A 15,652-nucleotide genomic window follows, 5' to 3' on the forward strand; every position below is an offset into this window, starting at 1 on the left:
CGGGCCGGTCTGAAAAAAAATTTTAGCAGGAAGGAAACCGGATGCCCGAGTTGGACATTGTCGATTTGTCCATGCGCTTTGACCTGCCGAACGGTTCTTCGGTTCAGGCGCTGCAGGACGTGTCCCTCAGTTTGAAAGAGGGTGAGCTGATGTCAGTCCTTGGCCCATCGGGCTGCGGCAAGACGACCCTTTTGAACATTGTCGCCGGGTTTCTGGCTCCTACATCAGGCCGCATCATATTGAACGGCCATGATGTGAAGGGTCCTGACGCGGAACGCGGCATGGTGTTCCAAAAGGGCGCGCTGTTCGAGTGGATGAATGTCCGAGACAACGTTGAATTCGGTCCGCGGATGAAAGGCATGGCCACAGCAGAGCGAGAGAAAATCTCGGATCATCTGCTTGAGGTCGTCGGGCTTCAGGACTTCAAGGAAAAGGCCGTTTACGAGCTTTCGGGCGGTATGCAGCAGCGCGTCGCGCTGGCACGGTGTCTTGCCAATGAACCTGATGTTATCCTGATGGATGAACCGCTTGGCGCGCTGGACGCGCTGACGCGGGAAAAGATGCAAGGTCTGGTGCTGAAGCTCTGGAAAGAGACTGGCAAGACGATCATCCTTATTACGCACTCGGTCGAAGAAGCGTTGTTGCTGGGTGAGCGGCTGATCGTGATGGCCCCGCGTCCGGGCCGCATTCACCGCGAGTACAATCTGCCATTCGCCGAGCGCGGGGTGAACGCAGATTTGCGCGACGTCAAGAAATCCGAAGGATTTGCTGAAAAACGTGATGAGATCCTCTCGATGATCTGGGAGATGGAAGAGGAAATCATGGGTCGGACGGAGGAGGTCGCATGATTGTACTTCTCTTCTATGTTGGCCTTTTTGGTGGGGCGTTCTTCATCGTCCATTTCATGCGGCGCGGATTGACTGCACGCCATGATTTTACCAGCTTGAAAACGGTGACCTTTGGTGACGAAAGCGCGGTACGCGCGGATCGCGCGGCATCTATAATATCGGTGCTTGTGATCTTTGTGATCTGGGGGGCCTTCACAGGGTCAAAGCTGATCCCACTTCATGTGCCGGGTCCATTCGTTGGCGAGACTGAATTTACCTACACACTGGAAAACGCAGATGGCACCACGGACGACGCAACCGTGTTTGTACGTGTTCCGGCCTTTGGCGAAGAAGCTGAAAAGTTCGAAGTAGAACCTGGTAGCGGTTTCGCCAAAGATGACGCGTTCTCCGCCGCTGCGGGTCGGTCCTCGACTATTCTGTTCGACAAAAACGACGATGTGACGCGGAAAGAAGGTGCCAAGATCATCGCAATCAACGGCACGCCAATTGGACCGGGTGTACGTGTTGATACCAGAGATGGCAGCGTTGTTCTGACCGACAAAGGGGCCATCAGTTTCACGCCAAATCAGGGTCTGCAGATGAACCCGATCTGGTTGCCCGCGCCGGAAACCGTCGTCGCACGGTTCTTTGAGATCGCGAGCGAAGGCTATCAGAATTTCTCACTCTGGCAGCATCTGGGATGGTCGCTTCTTCGCGTGATCGCCGGGTTTGTGGCGGGCGCGATTGTGGGAATTCCACTGGGCTACGCCATGGGTCTGTCCGGATGGTTCCGGGGTTGGTTTGATCCCATCGTCGAATTCATGCGCCCGGTGCCGCCTCTGGCCCTGATCCCGCTGGTCATCATCTGGTTCGGCATCTGGGAGACCGGCAAGATCGTTCTGCTGTTCCTCGCCGCTTTGTGGATCATGACCATCGCGGCGCGGGCTGGGGTGTCTGGCGTAAATATCTCGAAGATCCACGCGGCCTATTCGCTGGGTGCCTCAAAATGGCAGATCATGCGCTATGTGATCATGCCGAACTCCTTGCCTGAGATTTTCACAGGCGCGCGCGTCGCAATGGGCGTGTGCTGGGGTACGGTTGTTGCGGCGGAACTGGTTGCGGCACAAAAAGGCGCGGGGATGATGATCATCGCGGCGTCGAAGTTCCAGCTGACCGATATCGTGATCATGGGCATCGTTCTGATCGGGGTTATCGGTTATGGCATCGACATCCTGATGCGCAAGGCCGAGAACTGGCTGGTGCCCTGGAAGGGCCGCAGCTGACTTGATACCCATTTCAATAAAAACGGCCCGCTCAATTGGCGGGCCGTTTTGCTTTTGGGTGTTCCGTTTTAGTAGTCGGCAACCAACAAGAAATCCGGTGTCGTGTCTTCTTCGATCGTGGCAAATCGTGGGATCGGATCTTCAAACACGTTGTCCGTGCGATCATCGTTTACCGTTGAAACTTCGCCGATCAGACAATCGCCCTGCTCAGCCCAGAACGCGTGCCAGACGCCCGGCATAAGCGTGACGCTTTGACCTGGCTTTAGGCGCATCAGTTCGCCGGGTTGAACCGTAACAGGGCAGCCATCGCTGGGAACCGTCACTGGATTGTCCCGATCAATGCCGCCTTTGGGGTCTGACGCGTAAAGCTCCATCACCAGATCCCCGCCGCCTCGGTTGATGATGTCTTCGGCCTTGAGGATGTGGCGGTGCATCGGGGACAATTGCTTGTCGCGTGAAATCAGCAGCTTTTCCGCGTAGAGCATCCCGCGCCCTTGGCTCAGATCGTTGACGTCGCCATTGCGCAGGGTGAACAGAAACAGACCCAGTTCGTCAAATCGGCCCTGCCCATAGTCTGTGATATCCCAGCCTAAACCACGTTCACGAATGCCCTGAGCCTCGTCGCTGCGCATTTGCTCAGGCGACCAGTTCGCAAAGGGTGGTAGGACGGCGCCAAACGACTGTATGAAGCTTTGCGCGTCGGATTTGATACGGTTGATCTCAGAACGTTTCATCAGCTTTTCCGGTTTTCAGAGTTCTCTTGCCCACGGTGGGTTTGCACCTGCACGCGATACGGTTATCGCGGCCACTTTGGCCCCCAATTCCAGGGCGGATCGGAGGGTTTCCGGCGACATAACCCGCAGGGCTTCTTTGGTCAGGTTCCCCGAGCGATCGAGTTCCGCCAAGACACCAGCATTGAACGTGTCGCCTGCACCTACCGTGTCCACGACCTGAACTTCGGTCACCGGGACGGAAACTTCGGACCCATCGGCGATGTATCCGGTCGCGCCTTCGCTGCCGCGCGTTACGATCACCACGGAAGGCCCCGCCTTAAGCAGCAACGGGACTTTTTCCGCGATGCTTTCCGGACCGGGCACGATCCAGTTCAGATCCTCGTCCGAGACTTTTACGATGTCTGCCTGCGCAATCATCTTGTTCAAACGCGTGCGGTAGCGGGTCTGATCCTTGATGAAAGTAGGGCGGATATTAGGGTCGATCATAACCGCACGGTCCGATCCCTGACGCTCCAGCAACGCCGCATATGCGTCTGCGCATGGCTCGCAGGCAAGGCTGATCCCCCCAAAGTAAAGTGCCGTGACGCCGGGCAGCAGATCCGGCATATCCTCCGGTCGCAACATCCGCCCGGCCGAATTCTCATCAAAGAAACTGTAGGATGCATGCCCGTCTTCCAGCTGAACAAAAGCCAACGTTGTCGGTCTGTCTGATTCAACAACGTGACTTGTATCCACGTGGCTGATTTGCAGCGACGCGGTCAGGGTTTGGCCAAACATGTCCGACGACAGGCCCGTCAGCATTCCGGTCCGCGCGTCCAGTCGACCAAGAGCTATTGCAGTATTGAAAATTGCCCCCCCGGCATGGGGAATAAAACCCTGCTCACCAGAAACGGTTGGCGCAGCGATCATATCAATCAGGGCTTCACCACAGCAAAGGATCATACCGAAGTCCTCTTTCCCGACGGCAGTCGCAGGTCAAAACTAGTGCAAAAGCGCGTTTTTGCAGAAGTTGTTGGCCCCAACGATACCAAATTCGTGTTGTTTCGATACATACAGGTTCATGGAACGGCGTAAATCATCAAAGCGCCCGCCTGCATTGAAGGCGTCCAGAAAGTCCTGTCCGAACAGCCAACGGTTTTTCTCGGCAACACCACCAACCAGGAAAACGCCTCCTCTCGGAACAAGAGCCACGGCCAGGTCACCCATGATCGCTCCAAGGTGTTCTGTGAACATGCGCGCGGTTCTGATGGCGCAAACGTCAGTTCCATCTCGGGCGTCCTGGAGAATATCCTTCGCTGAGCGCGCAATGGGCATTTCAGTTCCGGCGGCCATACTGACGGCTTGGTAAAGAACGGGAAGGCCAGTGCCGCTCAAGAACATCTCAGCCTCAAGGACAAGGGTGTCGCCAAAGAAACATTCAGGCGCGATCCGCCGTGCAGCATCAAAGACATCTACCTCGTCTTTGTGTCTTGGGGACAAGCCCATGTGACCGCCTTCGCCCGAGGCGGTGTGAAAATGCCCCTCGGAGAAAAGCAATGCACCCACGCCCAAGCCCGTTCCCGGTCCGACCACCAGCCGCGTTCCTTGTTGGGGTTCGGACGCGCCTTGCAGAACTTCGACGTCCTTGGAAGTGATTTCCGCGACCGACCATGCCGCCGCGGTGAAATCGTTGATTACGAACGTGTGCTTTGCGCCGGTGGCGTGGGCAAGTTCACTCTCGGACAGTTTCAAATGTGCGTTGGTCAAGTGGATTGTGCCATCCTGCACAGGACCCGCACCTGCCGCAACAACCGCGCGCGGAGAGGTGCCAATGTCATCGCACAACTCATGCAACGCGGTGCGCAGGTCTTCCAGTGTTCCGGTGGGGTGTTTGCGCAATTCGGTCAACTCACCGTTCGTGACGACTCCAAACCGGGTATTTGTGCCCCCAATATCGGCCACAAGATTCCAATGCGCATGGATGTTACCGGAGGGTCGCGTCCAGGGTTTTGGCACCCCGTCCATTTCAAGGATATGCTGCAGTGTTTTTTTCGCCGTGCCGCTTACCGTAAACCCCTTGATCGGAACGGATTTATCCAAAGCGCTGCTGAGGACACCCAGCTGACTGCGCAATTCCTCGGCGGTCGATGCGCTTGCCGCCATCCATAGCGGCGTGTCTTTGGTGAATCGCCGTGAAATTTGAGCCAAATCCTCGGAAGTTGCTTCATCAATGGTCAGTCCGCACCAATCAACAGGTTCGGCAATGGCTTCAAGATCCTTATCCCAATCATCCGGCAAAGATGTTGACATTACCTCTGACAGTGCTTCCGGATATCGACCCAAGAACGCCGCACAAAGGACGTCCCGGTATCCATCTGATCTGGCGTCTACCGACAGGCCGAGGTTGCCCATGCCGTAACCCCGCATCACCCGGATGGCCCAACCATGTGCCAGCAGGCGATGGTGCAACGCGCGCGCCGCGCTTCGCGTATCAATTTGTTCGGCATACGCCAACGGGCCCGGAGAAACGCTGAACGCACGATCTCCGAGCCGTGCGACCACGTGTTCGGTAAATTCCGCGAACCAGCGCGCGACATCGCGATTGCGCCACCCTCCCAAGTCGTCCAGCGAAACAGGCAAGGAGGATTGATCGAGCAAAAGGCACGGCCGCTGCCCCGGTTTCAAGATGTCATCCACCAGCCGATCATAGCGACCCAGCGCGCGTTCGTCAGGCTTTCCGCGGCCCTCTGGCATCACATCTGACCAGCGGATCAGGACTTCCTGGCAATCGAATACTCTGGACTCTGAATCAGGGCCCGTATGTCCAAAAAGGAAGCCTGTGGGAAAGTCAGCGCGGGTGTATTTCATTCTTGCGACCTGTCAGATGGAGTGGACAGCCTCACGCCACCTAGCAGGTTATGTTAGCGTTATCAATTTTTTTGATTGGCCGTGCGGATCAAGCGGCGTCGGTAGACGGTTTCTTGCGAAAGACAACATCGCAGCCGTCGATTTGCGTTCCGTCCCAATCCACGGGATTCGCGCCATAATTGATAAGCACCTCATGCGTGGCCGTTTCACGTCGGCGCAGTCCGGGCGGCATTGGATGCAACTTCAACCCTGTCTGGTGCGCGGCAAGTTCCACTATCCGGTCCCAAAGCGCGTCGTTGGGGAAGCCAGCCAGATACCATAGGGCGCCGGACCCTTTTAGTGCCGAAGTGCCGTCGTCAAAGACGAGCAGGTCCGGGGCGTTGCCCGACAACCGCTCAATCCAATGCACTGCAGCGCCTCCGCCCTGTACAGACCGTTCTACGTTTGGCGGGATCGTTTCGATCAGATCAACGGCGCATTCAAGATCCTTCAATCCAGGGCGGCCTGCGATTTGAAAATCGGTGCTGATTGCCCCAGAACGCGGGCCAAAAATCGTCAGCGCGTTGCCAGCCAGACTGGATACCAACGCATTATAAATTGTCGCCAATCCAGGGGCCAGCACCACCTTGTAACCCTCAGGTGCCGGGTTGGACGCCGAAACAATGTCAACCGACAGACCCGCCCGGCGCAGAGCGCGGTACGCCGCAAACACCAGCATGAAATAGTCAAACCCGGCGCCTTGAGGCTGCGTTTTCCAGGCCCAATCAGAGGCGTAATCAAAAAGGATCGCAACCTCAGCTTTGCAAGGCTGGACGTCACCAAGTTCCTTCAGATCACCCGCGGTCTGTTGCGCCTCGGCAAGGCCCGGGGCAGGGCGGTTGTCAGGAGTCAGCAAACCTGCATGCATCTGCTCCTGTGCAAACGGTGCTTGCCGCCACCGGAAGTAACTGACCACTTCGGCCCCATGCGCCACAGCTTCCAGCGACCACAACCGAACCATACCGAGCAGCGGAGCAGGGTTGTATGGGGCCCAGTTCACCGGGCCGGGCTGTTGTTCCATCACCCACCATCGACCGCGCCCAACTGCGCGATAGAGGTCGTGGTGAAAGGCCTGCATATCCGGATCGCCCTGCTGCAAAAAGGTCGTTTTGTGCGCCTGATCGGCTTCCAGTCGGTCAGACAGGAACCCGATGGGGTAACTGTCCCAGGTGGCAATATCCAGATCTGCACCCACCTTGAAATGGTCAAACTCCAACACGCGACCCATATAGTTGTGGAGCAATGGCGCATCGGTCAGGGGTCGCAGCGTGTCGACCTGCGCCGCGTTGAATGTGACAACCTGATCCGAGCTGAACCGCCGAAATGCCAAAACATGCGCCGGATTGGGCTCGGTTACTGTTTGGGTGGGCAGATCGATCTGATCAAAGCTGCCATAGTCCATCGACCAGAACACGTTGCCCCAGGCTTTGTTCAATGCGTCAATGTTGCCAAACTGATCAGCCAACCAGAGACGAAATGCGCGTAACGCGACCGGGCTGTAACTGATCGTCGTGTCATGGCATCCGTACTCATTGTCGATTTGCCATGCCGCGACGTGGGGATTGCGCCCATAACGCTCGCCCATGATGCGCGCGATGCGAACACATTCGTCGATATAGCCCAAATGACTAAAGCAATAATGCCTGCGCGATCCGAATTTGCGCGTCCGCCCATGTTCATCCACGGCCAGCATGTCCGGGTATTTGTCCAGCATCCAGCGCGGGGGTGTCGCGGTCGGCGTTCCCAACACGACCTTCAGCCCGGCGGATCCCAATGTTTCGATTGCGCGGTCCAACCAGTCGAATTGCAGATCGCCGGGTGCGGGTTCCATCCTGCTCCAGGCAAATTCACCGATCCGGACCCAGGACAGGCCCGCTTTGGCCATCGCGGCAGCATCTTGCGCCCACATCGCCTCGGGCCAATGTTCGGGATAATAGCAAACGCCAAGTTCGGGTTTCATATGATGACTCTGTGTTCTGCTTGCCCTTTGCCCGCACCGGGCCGGGCAAATGTCATTCCGTTTGTGGGTTGCCCTCGCAGGGCGTCCGCGTCCAGCCCTTCTTGTGCCGAGGTGCAGAACAGCGTCGTCAGGTCCTCTCCGCCGAAAGCAGGGCACGAGGTGTGAGCGGCGGGAAATTCGGTTGCGCTCAGAAAGCTGCCGTTGCTGTCGTATTCAGCCACCCGGCTTGCGCCCCATTGCGCGATCCAGATGTTTCCCTTGGCATCCACCACAGCACCGTCCGGGTTTAGCCCGTCGGCACGCATGTCCAGAAAGACCGAGGCGTCGCCTTCGGGCCAGCCGGTGTCCGCGTTCAAAGTCTGGCGCATGACTTGTTTGGTTGCTGTGTCCGCAAAATACGCGCAAGACCGGTCAGGGGCGAAGCAGATCGCGTTTGAAATCGTTACATCCGGCACCAACCGCCGTAACTCTCCGCGCCAAAACCGGTAGATTGATCCGGCACCCTTTTCGGCATTCTTGCCCATTGTCCCAATCCAGAACCCGCCCCAGGGATCAGCGCGCCCATCGTTGGACCGCGTGTCCGGATTGTCGGCCTCTAGCGGAGTTATTTTTTCTTTCCGCCCGGTTTCCAGCCCGAACGTCCAAAGCGCAGTTTCGGATGCGATCAGAAGCGTGTCCCGATCGACCCAACCCGCAGCCGAAACTCGCTCGGAAAAATCCCAGCGCATTTGCGATCCGTCGACCTGAGTCAGCAGGCACTTGTTGATGATGTCGAACCAGAACAGTTGTTGACGTTCCGGGTGCCACAGCGGGCCTTCGCCAAGCGCGCAGGGGCGGTCGTCAAAAACCAAACTCATGCAGCGGCCTCATCATAGGCCGCAACGATATCTTTGGCCCGCGTTGCGACATCGGCAACCGTCATACCCGGTTTGTAAAGCGCCGAACCGATGCCAAAGCCATCGGCACCCGCCTTGATCCATTGCGCAAAGTTCTCGGGTCCAGCACCACCTACAGCGAAGACAAGCGTCCCTTCTGGTAGAACGGGGCGCAAAGCCCCAATGCCGCTTGGGCCTGCCATCACGCCGGGGAAGAGTTTCAGCCCGGTCGCGCCAGCCTTGAGTGCGGCAAAAGCTTCGGTGGGCGTGTAAATTCCCGGCCAGCTTTGCAGGTTCAGCGCAACCGACCGTGTGATGACGTCGGTATCGCAATTGGGTGAAACAATCAGCTTGCCACCAGCCGCGGCAACCGCATCAACCTGCGCCTGGGTCAATACAGTGCCCGCACCGACCAGTGCTGTATCGCCATAACGGTCTGCCAGGATCCTTATACTTTCCAAGGGCTCGGGCGAGTTCAACGGCACCTCAATCCGGTGGATACCCGCATCGATCAGAGCATGACCGACATCTGCGGCTTCGGTCGGCTTAAGGCCACGTAGGATCGCAATGATAGGACGGCTCATACGGTTTGCCTCGTCAGATTTCTGGCCTTCAACAGGCCTGCAAGAGTGGATTGAGTGCTGTCGGCGACCTCAACAAACGCGCCCTGTTGTCTCAGCGCGCTTGCGTAGACGTCGGAAAGGCCCTTGGCCCCGATAATCGCGATCTGCTGACCCAGCCAATAAGGGCGCGTGGCAGCCAATTCTGCGCCGATCAAATAACCGGAAAGCGTTGCACGCGCGACGCCACCATCCTGGCCATGCAATAAATCTGCTGCGCGCAGACCAAAGAGGCGGGCAGCCAGCTGTTCCGGCTTTGACAATGCATCCGCTGTGGCCTGGGCAAACGCATCGTTGCTCCACCCCTCGCCAATCGAGTGTTTCAGGACGGACTGACCGCGCAGAAGTTCGAACATTTCACCTGTCATGAATGTACGGAAACTTACGACCTCTCCGGCACTGACCTGCACCCATTTCGTGTGTGTTCCGGGTAGGCAAATGACACCGTCCCAATTTTGCCGTTCGGCCAGGAAGCCCGCGATCTGCGTTTCCTCGCCGCGCATGACGTCGGGTGGCGATTGTTGCTTAAGCCCCGGGACAACGAAGGCCCGAATACGGGGATCGGTATTGGGGACCCGGATCGGAGGAGCCGGCACAGGCTCCGACGGCACCGCTGAATAAGGCGCCTCAACCCAGCCCTGACGCGCACCGACCATGCCACAGGCAACCACGTCAAGCCGTGACGGGCCCAACCATGGTTCGATCAGTTCGAGCAGTGCGGCCTGAAACGCGCCATTGACCACCCGCCCCATGCCACGTTCGGAATGCGCCTGATCCAGAACCGCATCACCCTGCATAGCCCACGCGCGCAGATGAGAAGTTCCCCAGTCGACCGCAATCCAATCCGCGTTCATCGCATCACCCCGTCACCACAACGCCGCCGTCTACTGCCATGCATTGACCGGTCATGGCGCGGCTGGCCTTGGACGCAAGGAACAAAGTGGGCGCGATCATATCCTCGGGGGTCAGATGTTCTTTCAGGCATTGGCGGTCCATATGTGCGGCCAGATCCTCAGGTGTCGCCCACATGTCCAGTTGCTTTTGTGTCAGAACCCAGCCCGGTGCAAGTGCGTTTACCCGGATGTTCTGCGGCCCGAGCTCTCGCGCAAGCGACCGGGTCATACCGGTTATGCCCGCGTTGGATGTGGTGTAAATCGGATATCCTGCATTGCCCATCATGTAACTGATTGAGCTGAAATTGATGACCGATCCGCCCTTGCCCTGCATCTGGCGCGCGGCCTCCTGGCAAGCAAAGAAATAGGCCTTGAGGTTGACCTCGATCATCCAGTCCCAAAACTCGGGCGTGGTCTCGTCCAGCGAATGGCGCTTGTCATTGGCGGCGTTGTTGACCAGTACGTCAATCGGGCCAAAAGCCTCGGCCGCTTTTGCCATTGTTGCGCGCAACAGCTCTGTGTCTGTCATGTCGCCCTGTAAAAACAGCGGCGCGCGGCCATGTTTGTCACGCATTTCCTCGACAAACAAACTCGCATCTGACCGACCGATAAAGGCGACATTTGCGCCCTGTGCCAAAAACCCATCGGTCAAAGCGGCGCCGACGCCCGAGCCTCCACCGGTGATAAATACCGAGGCTCCGTTCAGATCGTGGAAAGTTGCAGGTTGTTCCATCAGTGGCTCACTATGGTCACAAGGTGGGTGTCTTTGCCCACCAGAAAATCAAGTTCCGCGCCGCGGCCTGACTGAAAAACATGGCCGAAGTTGGCCTTTGGATCCTTGGAGCTCGCAACGCCGAACGCTTTGGCTCTGGTCTCCAACAAGTCATCCTGCGCTGCCGAAAGGTTTACACTGGCCTCGTCAGGGGCCGGTTTGCCATACCAGTGTTGTGAGTGACGAGTCTTCATACTTGGTTGTATTTCTTTGGCGGATGTTGGAACTGAGTGTTTTTGAAAAGGTGATGATCAAGCGGCGCGCGCCGGGAGGCACCATTCAGGCAGCCAATCCTCGTGCGCAGTCAGCAAGTCGGTGATAAGGCTGCGGATCTGGCGCAGGTCCAGCTCGGCAGCGGTGTGCGGGTCCATCATGGCGGCATGGTAGATGTATTCCGGGTTCTGCTCGGTCAGGGCACGGACGGTCAGCTCCTGCACATTGATTTGCGTGCGCATCAGCGCGACCAACTGTGGCGGAATGTCCTTGACGAGTGAGGGCTGGACGCCATTTGAATCAACCAGACAAGGTGTTTCAACTGCAGCCCCCAGCGGGAGTTGCGGGATCTGCCCCGTGTTGGGCAAGTTGCCATAGGCCACATAAGGTGTGTCCGTGACAATCGCATTTATCAGATCGGCAGCAAACTCGTGACTGCGCTCTACGTCCATGGCTTTGCCATCGGTCAGCGTTTTAGCCTGCTCTTTCCATGTCGCGACCTGTTCTTCGCACCGGGTGGGATATTCATCCAGTGGAACCGAAAATTGCTCGATAAGGTCCGGGCGGCCATTCTTGATGAACCATGGAACATATTCGGCCAGATGTTCCGAGCTTTCCGTGCAGAAATAGCCCAGATGATCCATGACTTCGTATCTCACTTTGTTCGGGCAGCGGGGCATCAGCAGGGGAGCCTTTGGCAATCGTCCATCCGCATATCCCTGGCGCAGCGCCGGGTAGAGATCGCGGCCGTCATGGTCCAGGCGCAGGAAGAATGCAACATGATTGACGCCTGCGACCTTGTACCGAATGTCGGCTTTGGGCAAATCCAGATCGTGGGCCAGTTCCTCAACTGTATTCTGCACCGAATGGCACAGACCGACCTGTTTCAGCATCGGAAATTGCTGCGACAACGCCCAGGTATTGATGGCCATCGGGTTGACATATTGCAGCAGTGTTGCGTCCGGGCAAAGCTGCATCATGTCCCGCGCCACGTCCCACAGGACCGGGACTGTACGCAATCCGCGCATGATGCCACCAACACCCAGTGTATCCGCAATGGTTTGACGCAGGCCGTACTGCTTGGGAATTTCAAAATCCGTGACGGTGCAGGGCTTATAGCCCCCGACTTGAAAGGCGGTGATCACGAAATCGGCCCCGTCCAGAGCCGCGCGCCGGTCTGTATGTGTTGAGACCGACGCGCCTGTTCCTACCGAGCGGATCATGGCGCGTGCCACGGATTCGCTTTCTGCAAGGCGCTGAACGTCGATGTCCATCAGCGCAAAGTGACAATCGGCCAGGGCTGGGGTCAGCAGCGCATCGCCCACAATGTTCTTCATGAAGATCGTGGAACCCGCTCCGACGAAAGCTATCTTGGTCATCAGGCAAACCTTTGGCTTGACGTTATTTTACGGCACCGAGGGTCAGGCCCGCGATGAAGTGTTTCTGCATTAGGAAGAACATGGCCACCGGCGGCAGCGCCGCGACAATGGAACCGGCGCTCATCAGTTGGTAGGCCGCGCGGAATTGCGCGTTAAAGCTGGTAATGCCCGCCGTGACAGGTTGGCTTTCAGCGCCCTGGGTCAGGACAACCGCCCAGAAATAGTCATTCCAGATGAAGGTAAAGATCAACACGCTGAGCGCCGCAATTGCTGGCTTCATCAGCGGCAGCACGACGTACCAGAAGATGCGCCATTCGCTGATACCTTCGACCCGTGCGGCCTCGATCAGCTCGAACGGCAGGGCGCGGATAAAGTTGCGCATAAAGAGGGTGCAGAATCCGGTCTGGAAAGCGATGTGGAACAGGACCAGCCCGGTCTTGGTGTTGTACAGGCCAAGTTGCAAGGTCAGATCGCGAACAGGAACCATCAGGATCTGGAAGGGCACAAAGTTGCCTGCGACGAACATGAAAAAGATCCACAAGTTCGATTTGAACTTGTAGATGCCAAGTGCATAGCCGGTCATGCAGCTGAGCGCCACGGCTCCGATCACCGTGGGAATGGTGATCAGGAATGAATTCAAAAGATACCGTGGCATGTCTGAATTAAAGAACACCTGGCCGTAGTTGAATGCACCCTCAAAGCTTGACGGCAGGCCCCAATAATTCGCGTTGGTGAAATCCGCAGCGGGTTTGACCGAGAATAAAGCCACTGCCAGCAGGGGGCCAAGCCACAAAAGCAAGGCAAGAGGTAACATGGCCTGGTAAGTAATCTGCGCAGCACGGGGTTGTTTTTCGATGGGTTTGGGAAACATCTCAATGCCCCCTTTCTTCGCGGTACATCGACCAGAGGAAATAGGCGATGAAACACAGCATGATCAGGAACAGTATTACCGCGATGGCCGCGCCGTACCCCATGCGGAAACCGTACTCGGACAGGGCGACCTCGAACATATAGTAGGCCAAGACGCGAGAGGACCCGAACGGACCGCCTTGGGTCATGATCGAGATCAGGTCAAAGCTGCGCAGCGCGCCAATGATTGTAACGACAAAGGCGATGAACGTCGCAGGTCGCAGTTGCGGCAGGATGATGTGCCATAGCATCCGCGCGCCTTTGGCCCCGTCCAGACGTCCAGCCTCAATCTGTTCAGGGTCTACGGCGTTCAAGCCGGTCAGGTAGAGGATCATGCAATAGGCGGTTTGCGGCCAAAGCCCCGCGAAGATGATGCCGTATGTGACGAACCGCTCGTCGCCCAGAACGTTGAGCGGGCCGAGGCCAAAGAGGCCGAGGAATTCGTTCAGCAGGCCAAACGTGGGGTCGTAGAACCACGTAAAGACAAGCCCAACCACGACCTGCGAAATCACGAAGGGGAAGAAAAACAGAGACTTATATAGGCGAATACCGACTACGGTCTGATTTAGGAACAAGGCGATGAACAGACCCGCCGGGATCGCGGCCAGATATAGGATCAGCCAGATCAGGTTGTTTTTGAGCGAAATATAGAACGCGTCGCGGTCGACCAATTCCCAGTAGAGATCTTCGTAGTTGCGAACACCGACATATTCCGCGGCACCCAACCCGTCCCATTCGTAAAGCGATAGGTTAAAGGACTGAAAGACCGGGATAATCACGTAAACCATGAAGAACAGCAGGCCCGGGGCCAGAAACAGCCATGGCGCGATGCGCTGTTGGTTTCTGTGGAACCAGCTTTCTTGTTCGGGAACGTCGACAGCGGACATTTTGAATCTCGGGGTTTGGTCAATGGAGTAAGGCGGGTCTGCACCCGCCTTACGCAGGTTTCGGATCAGAGCGGGCCATGGCCCGCTCTGTCCGGTTTAGTTGTCGTAAATACGCTGGCGTGCGCGTTCCAGCTTGGCCAGAATGCGGTCAGCATTGTCGGGCTTGACCATGAATTCCTGGAACCCTTCCATCGATACTTTGGCCATTTCAGCAGGCGCATCACGATCCCAGAACTGCGCTACGCCACCGGGGCTGTTCGATGACAGCATGTTGAATCCCTGCTGCAGGAACTTGTCATTGTCCACCGAGGATTTGGCGTTGACCGGCAACTGACCAAGGTTCGAACCGTTGTTAATTTCGGTCTGTTCATCAGCCGAGACCACAAAGCGCAGGAATTCACGTGCTGCTTCTTTGTTCGATGCGTTGGCAGGGATGTGGAACGTGTCGGTCGGCGCGTCTTCGGCCAGTTCAACGTCTGGGTTGATGGCAACAAACTGGTAGAAGTCCAGTTGGTCGTCGGACAGGCCCGCTTCGCGCAATGGAGCCACAGCGAAGTTGCCCATCAGATACGCGGCGGCCTCACCATTCACCATGAAGGGCAGGGCTTCCTGCCAGCTGTAGGTCTGGTGATTGTCGATGAACGCGCCCATGTCGATCAGCTGTTTCCAGTTGGCGAAGGTCTGCTTGACACGGTCGTCTTCCCAGCTGATTTCACCGTTGGCAAGCTGATTGTGGAAGTCAAACCCGTTGGTGCGCATATTCAGGTAGTCGAACCAACCACCAGCGGTCCACAGGAATTTGGTGCCAATGGTATAGCAGGCGCGGCCGGAATCGACGATTTTCTGGCAGTTGGCCAGTTCTTCTTCCCAGCTGGTCGGCTCGGACAGGCCCAACTCATCAAAGATGTCTTTGCGGTAATAAACGCCCCACTGGTAATAGGTGTAGGGCACGCCCCACTGCTTGCCATCAATGGTCATCGCGCCTTTGGTCGAGGCAAGGTTCTCTGCGATCTCAGGCTCGGCCCACAGGTCCGAGACGTCTTCGAACAGGCCGGCTTCGACATAAGGCTTCATGCGGTTGGCAGCGTACCATGTGGCCACGTCCGGAGTGTCAGCCGTAAGGAAGTTGCGGATCTGCGTTTTGTACGCCTCCCGGTCGATCACCGTTGTTTCGATCTCAAGTCCGGGGTGTTCTGCCGCGAACCGGTCGATCATCGCTTCCATCGTCGCGCGTGGCGCCGGGTTCGATGTATCAAGAAAGATTCGCAGCTCGCCGCTCAGCTCGGCATATGCCGGAACAGCAAGTGCAACGCTCATGGCCAGCGCGGCCGTTGTGCGCTTGTAGATGGAATGCATAGTGTCCTCCCTTAGCTTCCATACTGGTTCCAAATTGTGGAACTTAGTTTTATATGTT

14 protein-coding genes are annotated in these 15,652 nt (G+C 57.1%); 2 read left to right on the top strand and 12 right to left on the bottom strand.

Translation table 11 applies throughout. From position 1 onward, the window contains the following. Positions 1-41: 41 nt before the first annotated feature. Both ACR0CR_RS16955 and ACR0CR_RS16960 read left to right on the top strand, forming a co-directional pair. The gene (locus ACR0CR_RS16955) at positions 42-848 is read left to right on the top strand and encodes a taurine ABC transporter ATP-binding protein (RefSeq protein WP_480601345.1); all 807 of its coding nucleotides are present in this window, start codon (positions 42-44) and stop codon (positions 846-848) included. Next, the gene (locus tag ACR0CR_RS16960; protein WP_480601348.1) at positions 845-2,110 is read left to right on the top strand and encodes an ABC transporter permease; all 1,266 of its coding nucleotides are present in this window, start codon (positions 845-847) and stop codon (positions 2,108-2,110) included. The genes ACR0CR_RS16955 and ACR0CR_RS16960 overlap by 4 nt, the downstream gene beginning before the upstream one ends. Positions 2,111-2,178: 68 nt before the next feature. Here ACR0CR_RS16960 and ACR0CR_RS16965 read toward each other — a convergent pair whose 3' ends face one another. From ACR0CR_RS16965 to ACR0CR_RS17020, 12 genes are all read right to left on the bottom strand, one after another. After that, on the bottom strand, positions 2,179-2,844 hold the full coding sequence (locus tag ACR0CR_RS16965) for a D-lyxose/D-mannose family sugar isomerase (protein WP_480601350.1): 666 nt from the start codon (positions 2,842-2,844) through the stop codon (positions 2,179-2,181). 15 nt (positions 2,845-2,859) lie between these two features. After that, positions 2,860-3,786, bottom strand: coding sequence for a carbohydrate kinase family protein (locus ACR0CR_RS16970; RefSeq protein ID WP_480601352.1), 927 nt, complete (start codon positions 3,784-3,786; stop codon positions 2,860-2,862). Between the two features lie 39 nt (positions 3,787-3,825). After that, positions 3,826-5,691 (bottom strand): family 1 glycosylhydrolase, encoded by a 1,866-nt coding sequence (locus ACR0CR_RS16975; RefSeq protein WP_480601354.1) that lies wholly within the window; start codon positions 5,689-5,691, stop codon positions 3,826-3,828. Between the two features lie 88 nt (positions 5,692-5,779). Next, positions 5,780-7,690 carry a beta-galactosidase gene (locus tag ACR0CR_RS16980; protein WP_480601357.1) on the bottom strand — a complete coding sequence of 637 codons (1,911 nt, stop codon included), beginning with the start codon at positions 7,688-7,690 and terminating at the stop codon, positions 5,780-5,782. After that, positions 7,687-8,547 (bottom strand): SMP-30/gluconolactonase/LRE family protein, encoded by an 861-nt coding sequence (locus ACR0CR_RS16985; RefSeq protein WP_480601359.1) that lies wholly within the window; start codon positions 8,545-8,547, stop codon positions 7,687-7,689. The genes ACR0CR_RS16980 and ACR0CR_RS16985 overlap by 4 nt, the downstream gene beginning before the upstream one ends. Then, positions 8,544-9,149: a 2-dehydro-3-deoxy-6-phosphogalactonate aldolase gene (locus ACR0CR_RS16990; RefSeq protein WP_480601361.1), complete on the bottom strand. Its 606-nt coding sequence runs from the start codon at positions 9,147-9,149 to the stop codon at positions 8,544-8,546. Before ACR0CR_RS16990 ends, ACR0CR_RS16985 begins: the two co-directional genes overlap by 4 nt. Then, positions 9,146-10,039 carry a 2-dehydro-3-deoxygalactonokinase gene (locus tag ACR0CR_RS16995; RefSeq protein WP_480601364.1) on the bottom strand — a complete coding sequence of 298 codons (894 nt, stop codon included), beginning with the start codon at positions 10,037-10,039 and terminating at the stop codon, positions 9,146-9,148. Before ACR0CR_RS16995 ends, ACR0CR_RS16990 begins: the two co-directional genes overlap by 4 nt. Before the next feature lie 4 nt (positions 10,040-10,043). Beyond that, complete coding sequence (locus tag ACR0CR_RS17000) at positions 10,044-10,811, bottom strand: SDR family NAD(P)-dependent oxidoreductase (protein ID WP_480601366.1); 768 nt, start codon at positions 10,809-10,811, stop codon at positions 10,044-10,046. 290 nt (positions 10,812-11,101) lie between these two features. Next, positions 11,102-12,442, bottom strand: a complete 1,341-nt coding sequence (gene melA / locus ACR0CR_RS17005; protein WP_480601368.1) for an alpha-galactosidase — start codon at positions 12,440-12,442, stop codon at positions 11,102-11,104. Positions 12,443-12,464: 22 nt separating this feature from the next. Continuing rightward, positions 12,465-13,313, bottom strand: a complete 849-nt coding sequence (locus tag ACR0CR_RS17010; protein ID WP_480601370.1) for a carbohydrate ABC transporter permease — start codon at positions 13,311-13,313, stop codon at positions 12,465-12,467. 1 nt (position 13,314) lies between these two features. Further along, positions 13,315-14,238 carry a carbohydrate ABC transporter permease gene (locus ACR0CR_RS17015; protein WP_480601372.1) on the bottom strand — a complete coding sequence of 308 codons (924 nt, stop codon included), beginning with the start codon at positions 14,236-14,238 and terminating at the stop codon, positions 13,315-13,317. A gap of 96 nt (positions 14,239-14,334) precedes the next feature. Beyond that, a complete protein-coding gene (locus ACR0CR_RS17020) occupies positions 14,335-15,594 on the bottom strand; it encodes an ABC transporter substrate-binding protein (protein WP_480601374.1) in 1,260 nt (419 codons plus the stop codon). Positions 15,595-15,652: the final 58 nt, after the last annotated feature.

The organism is Ruegeria sp. AM2 (assembly GCF_056540685.1).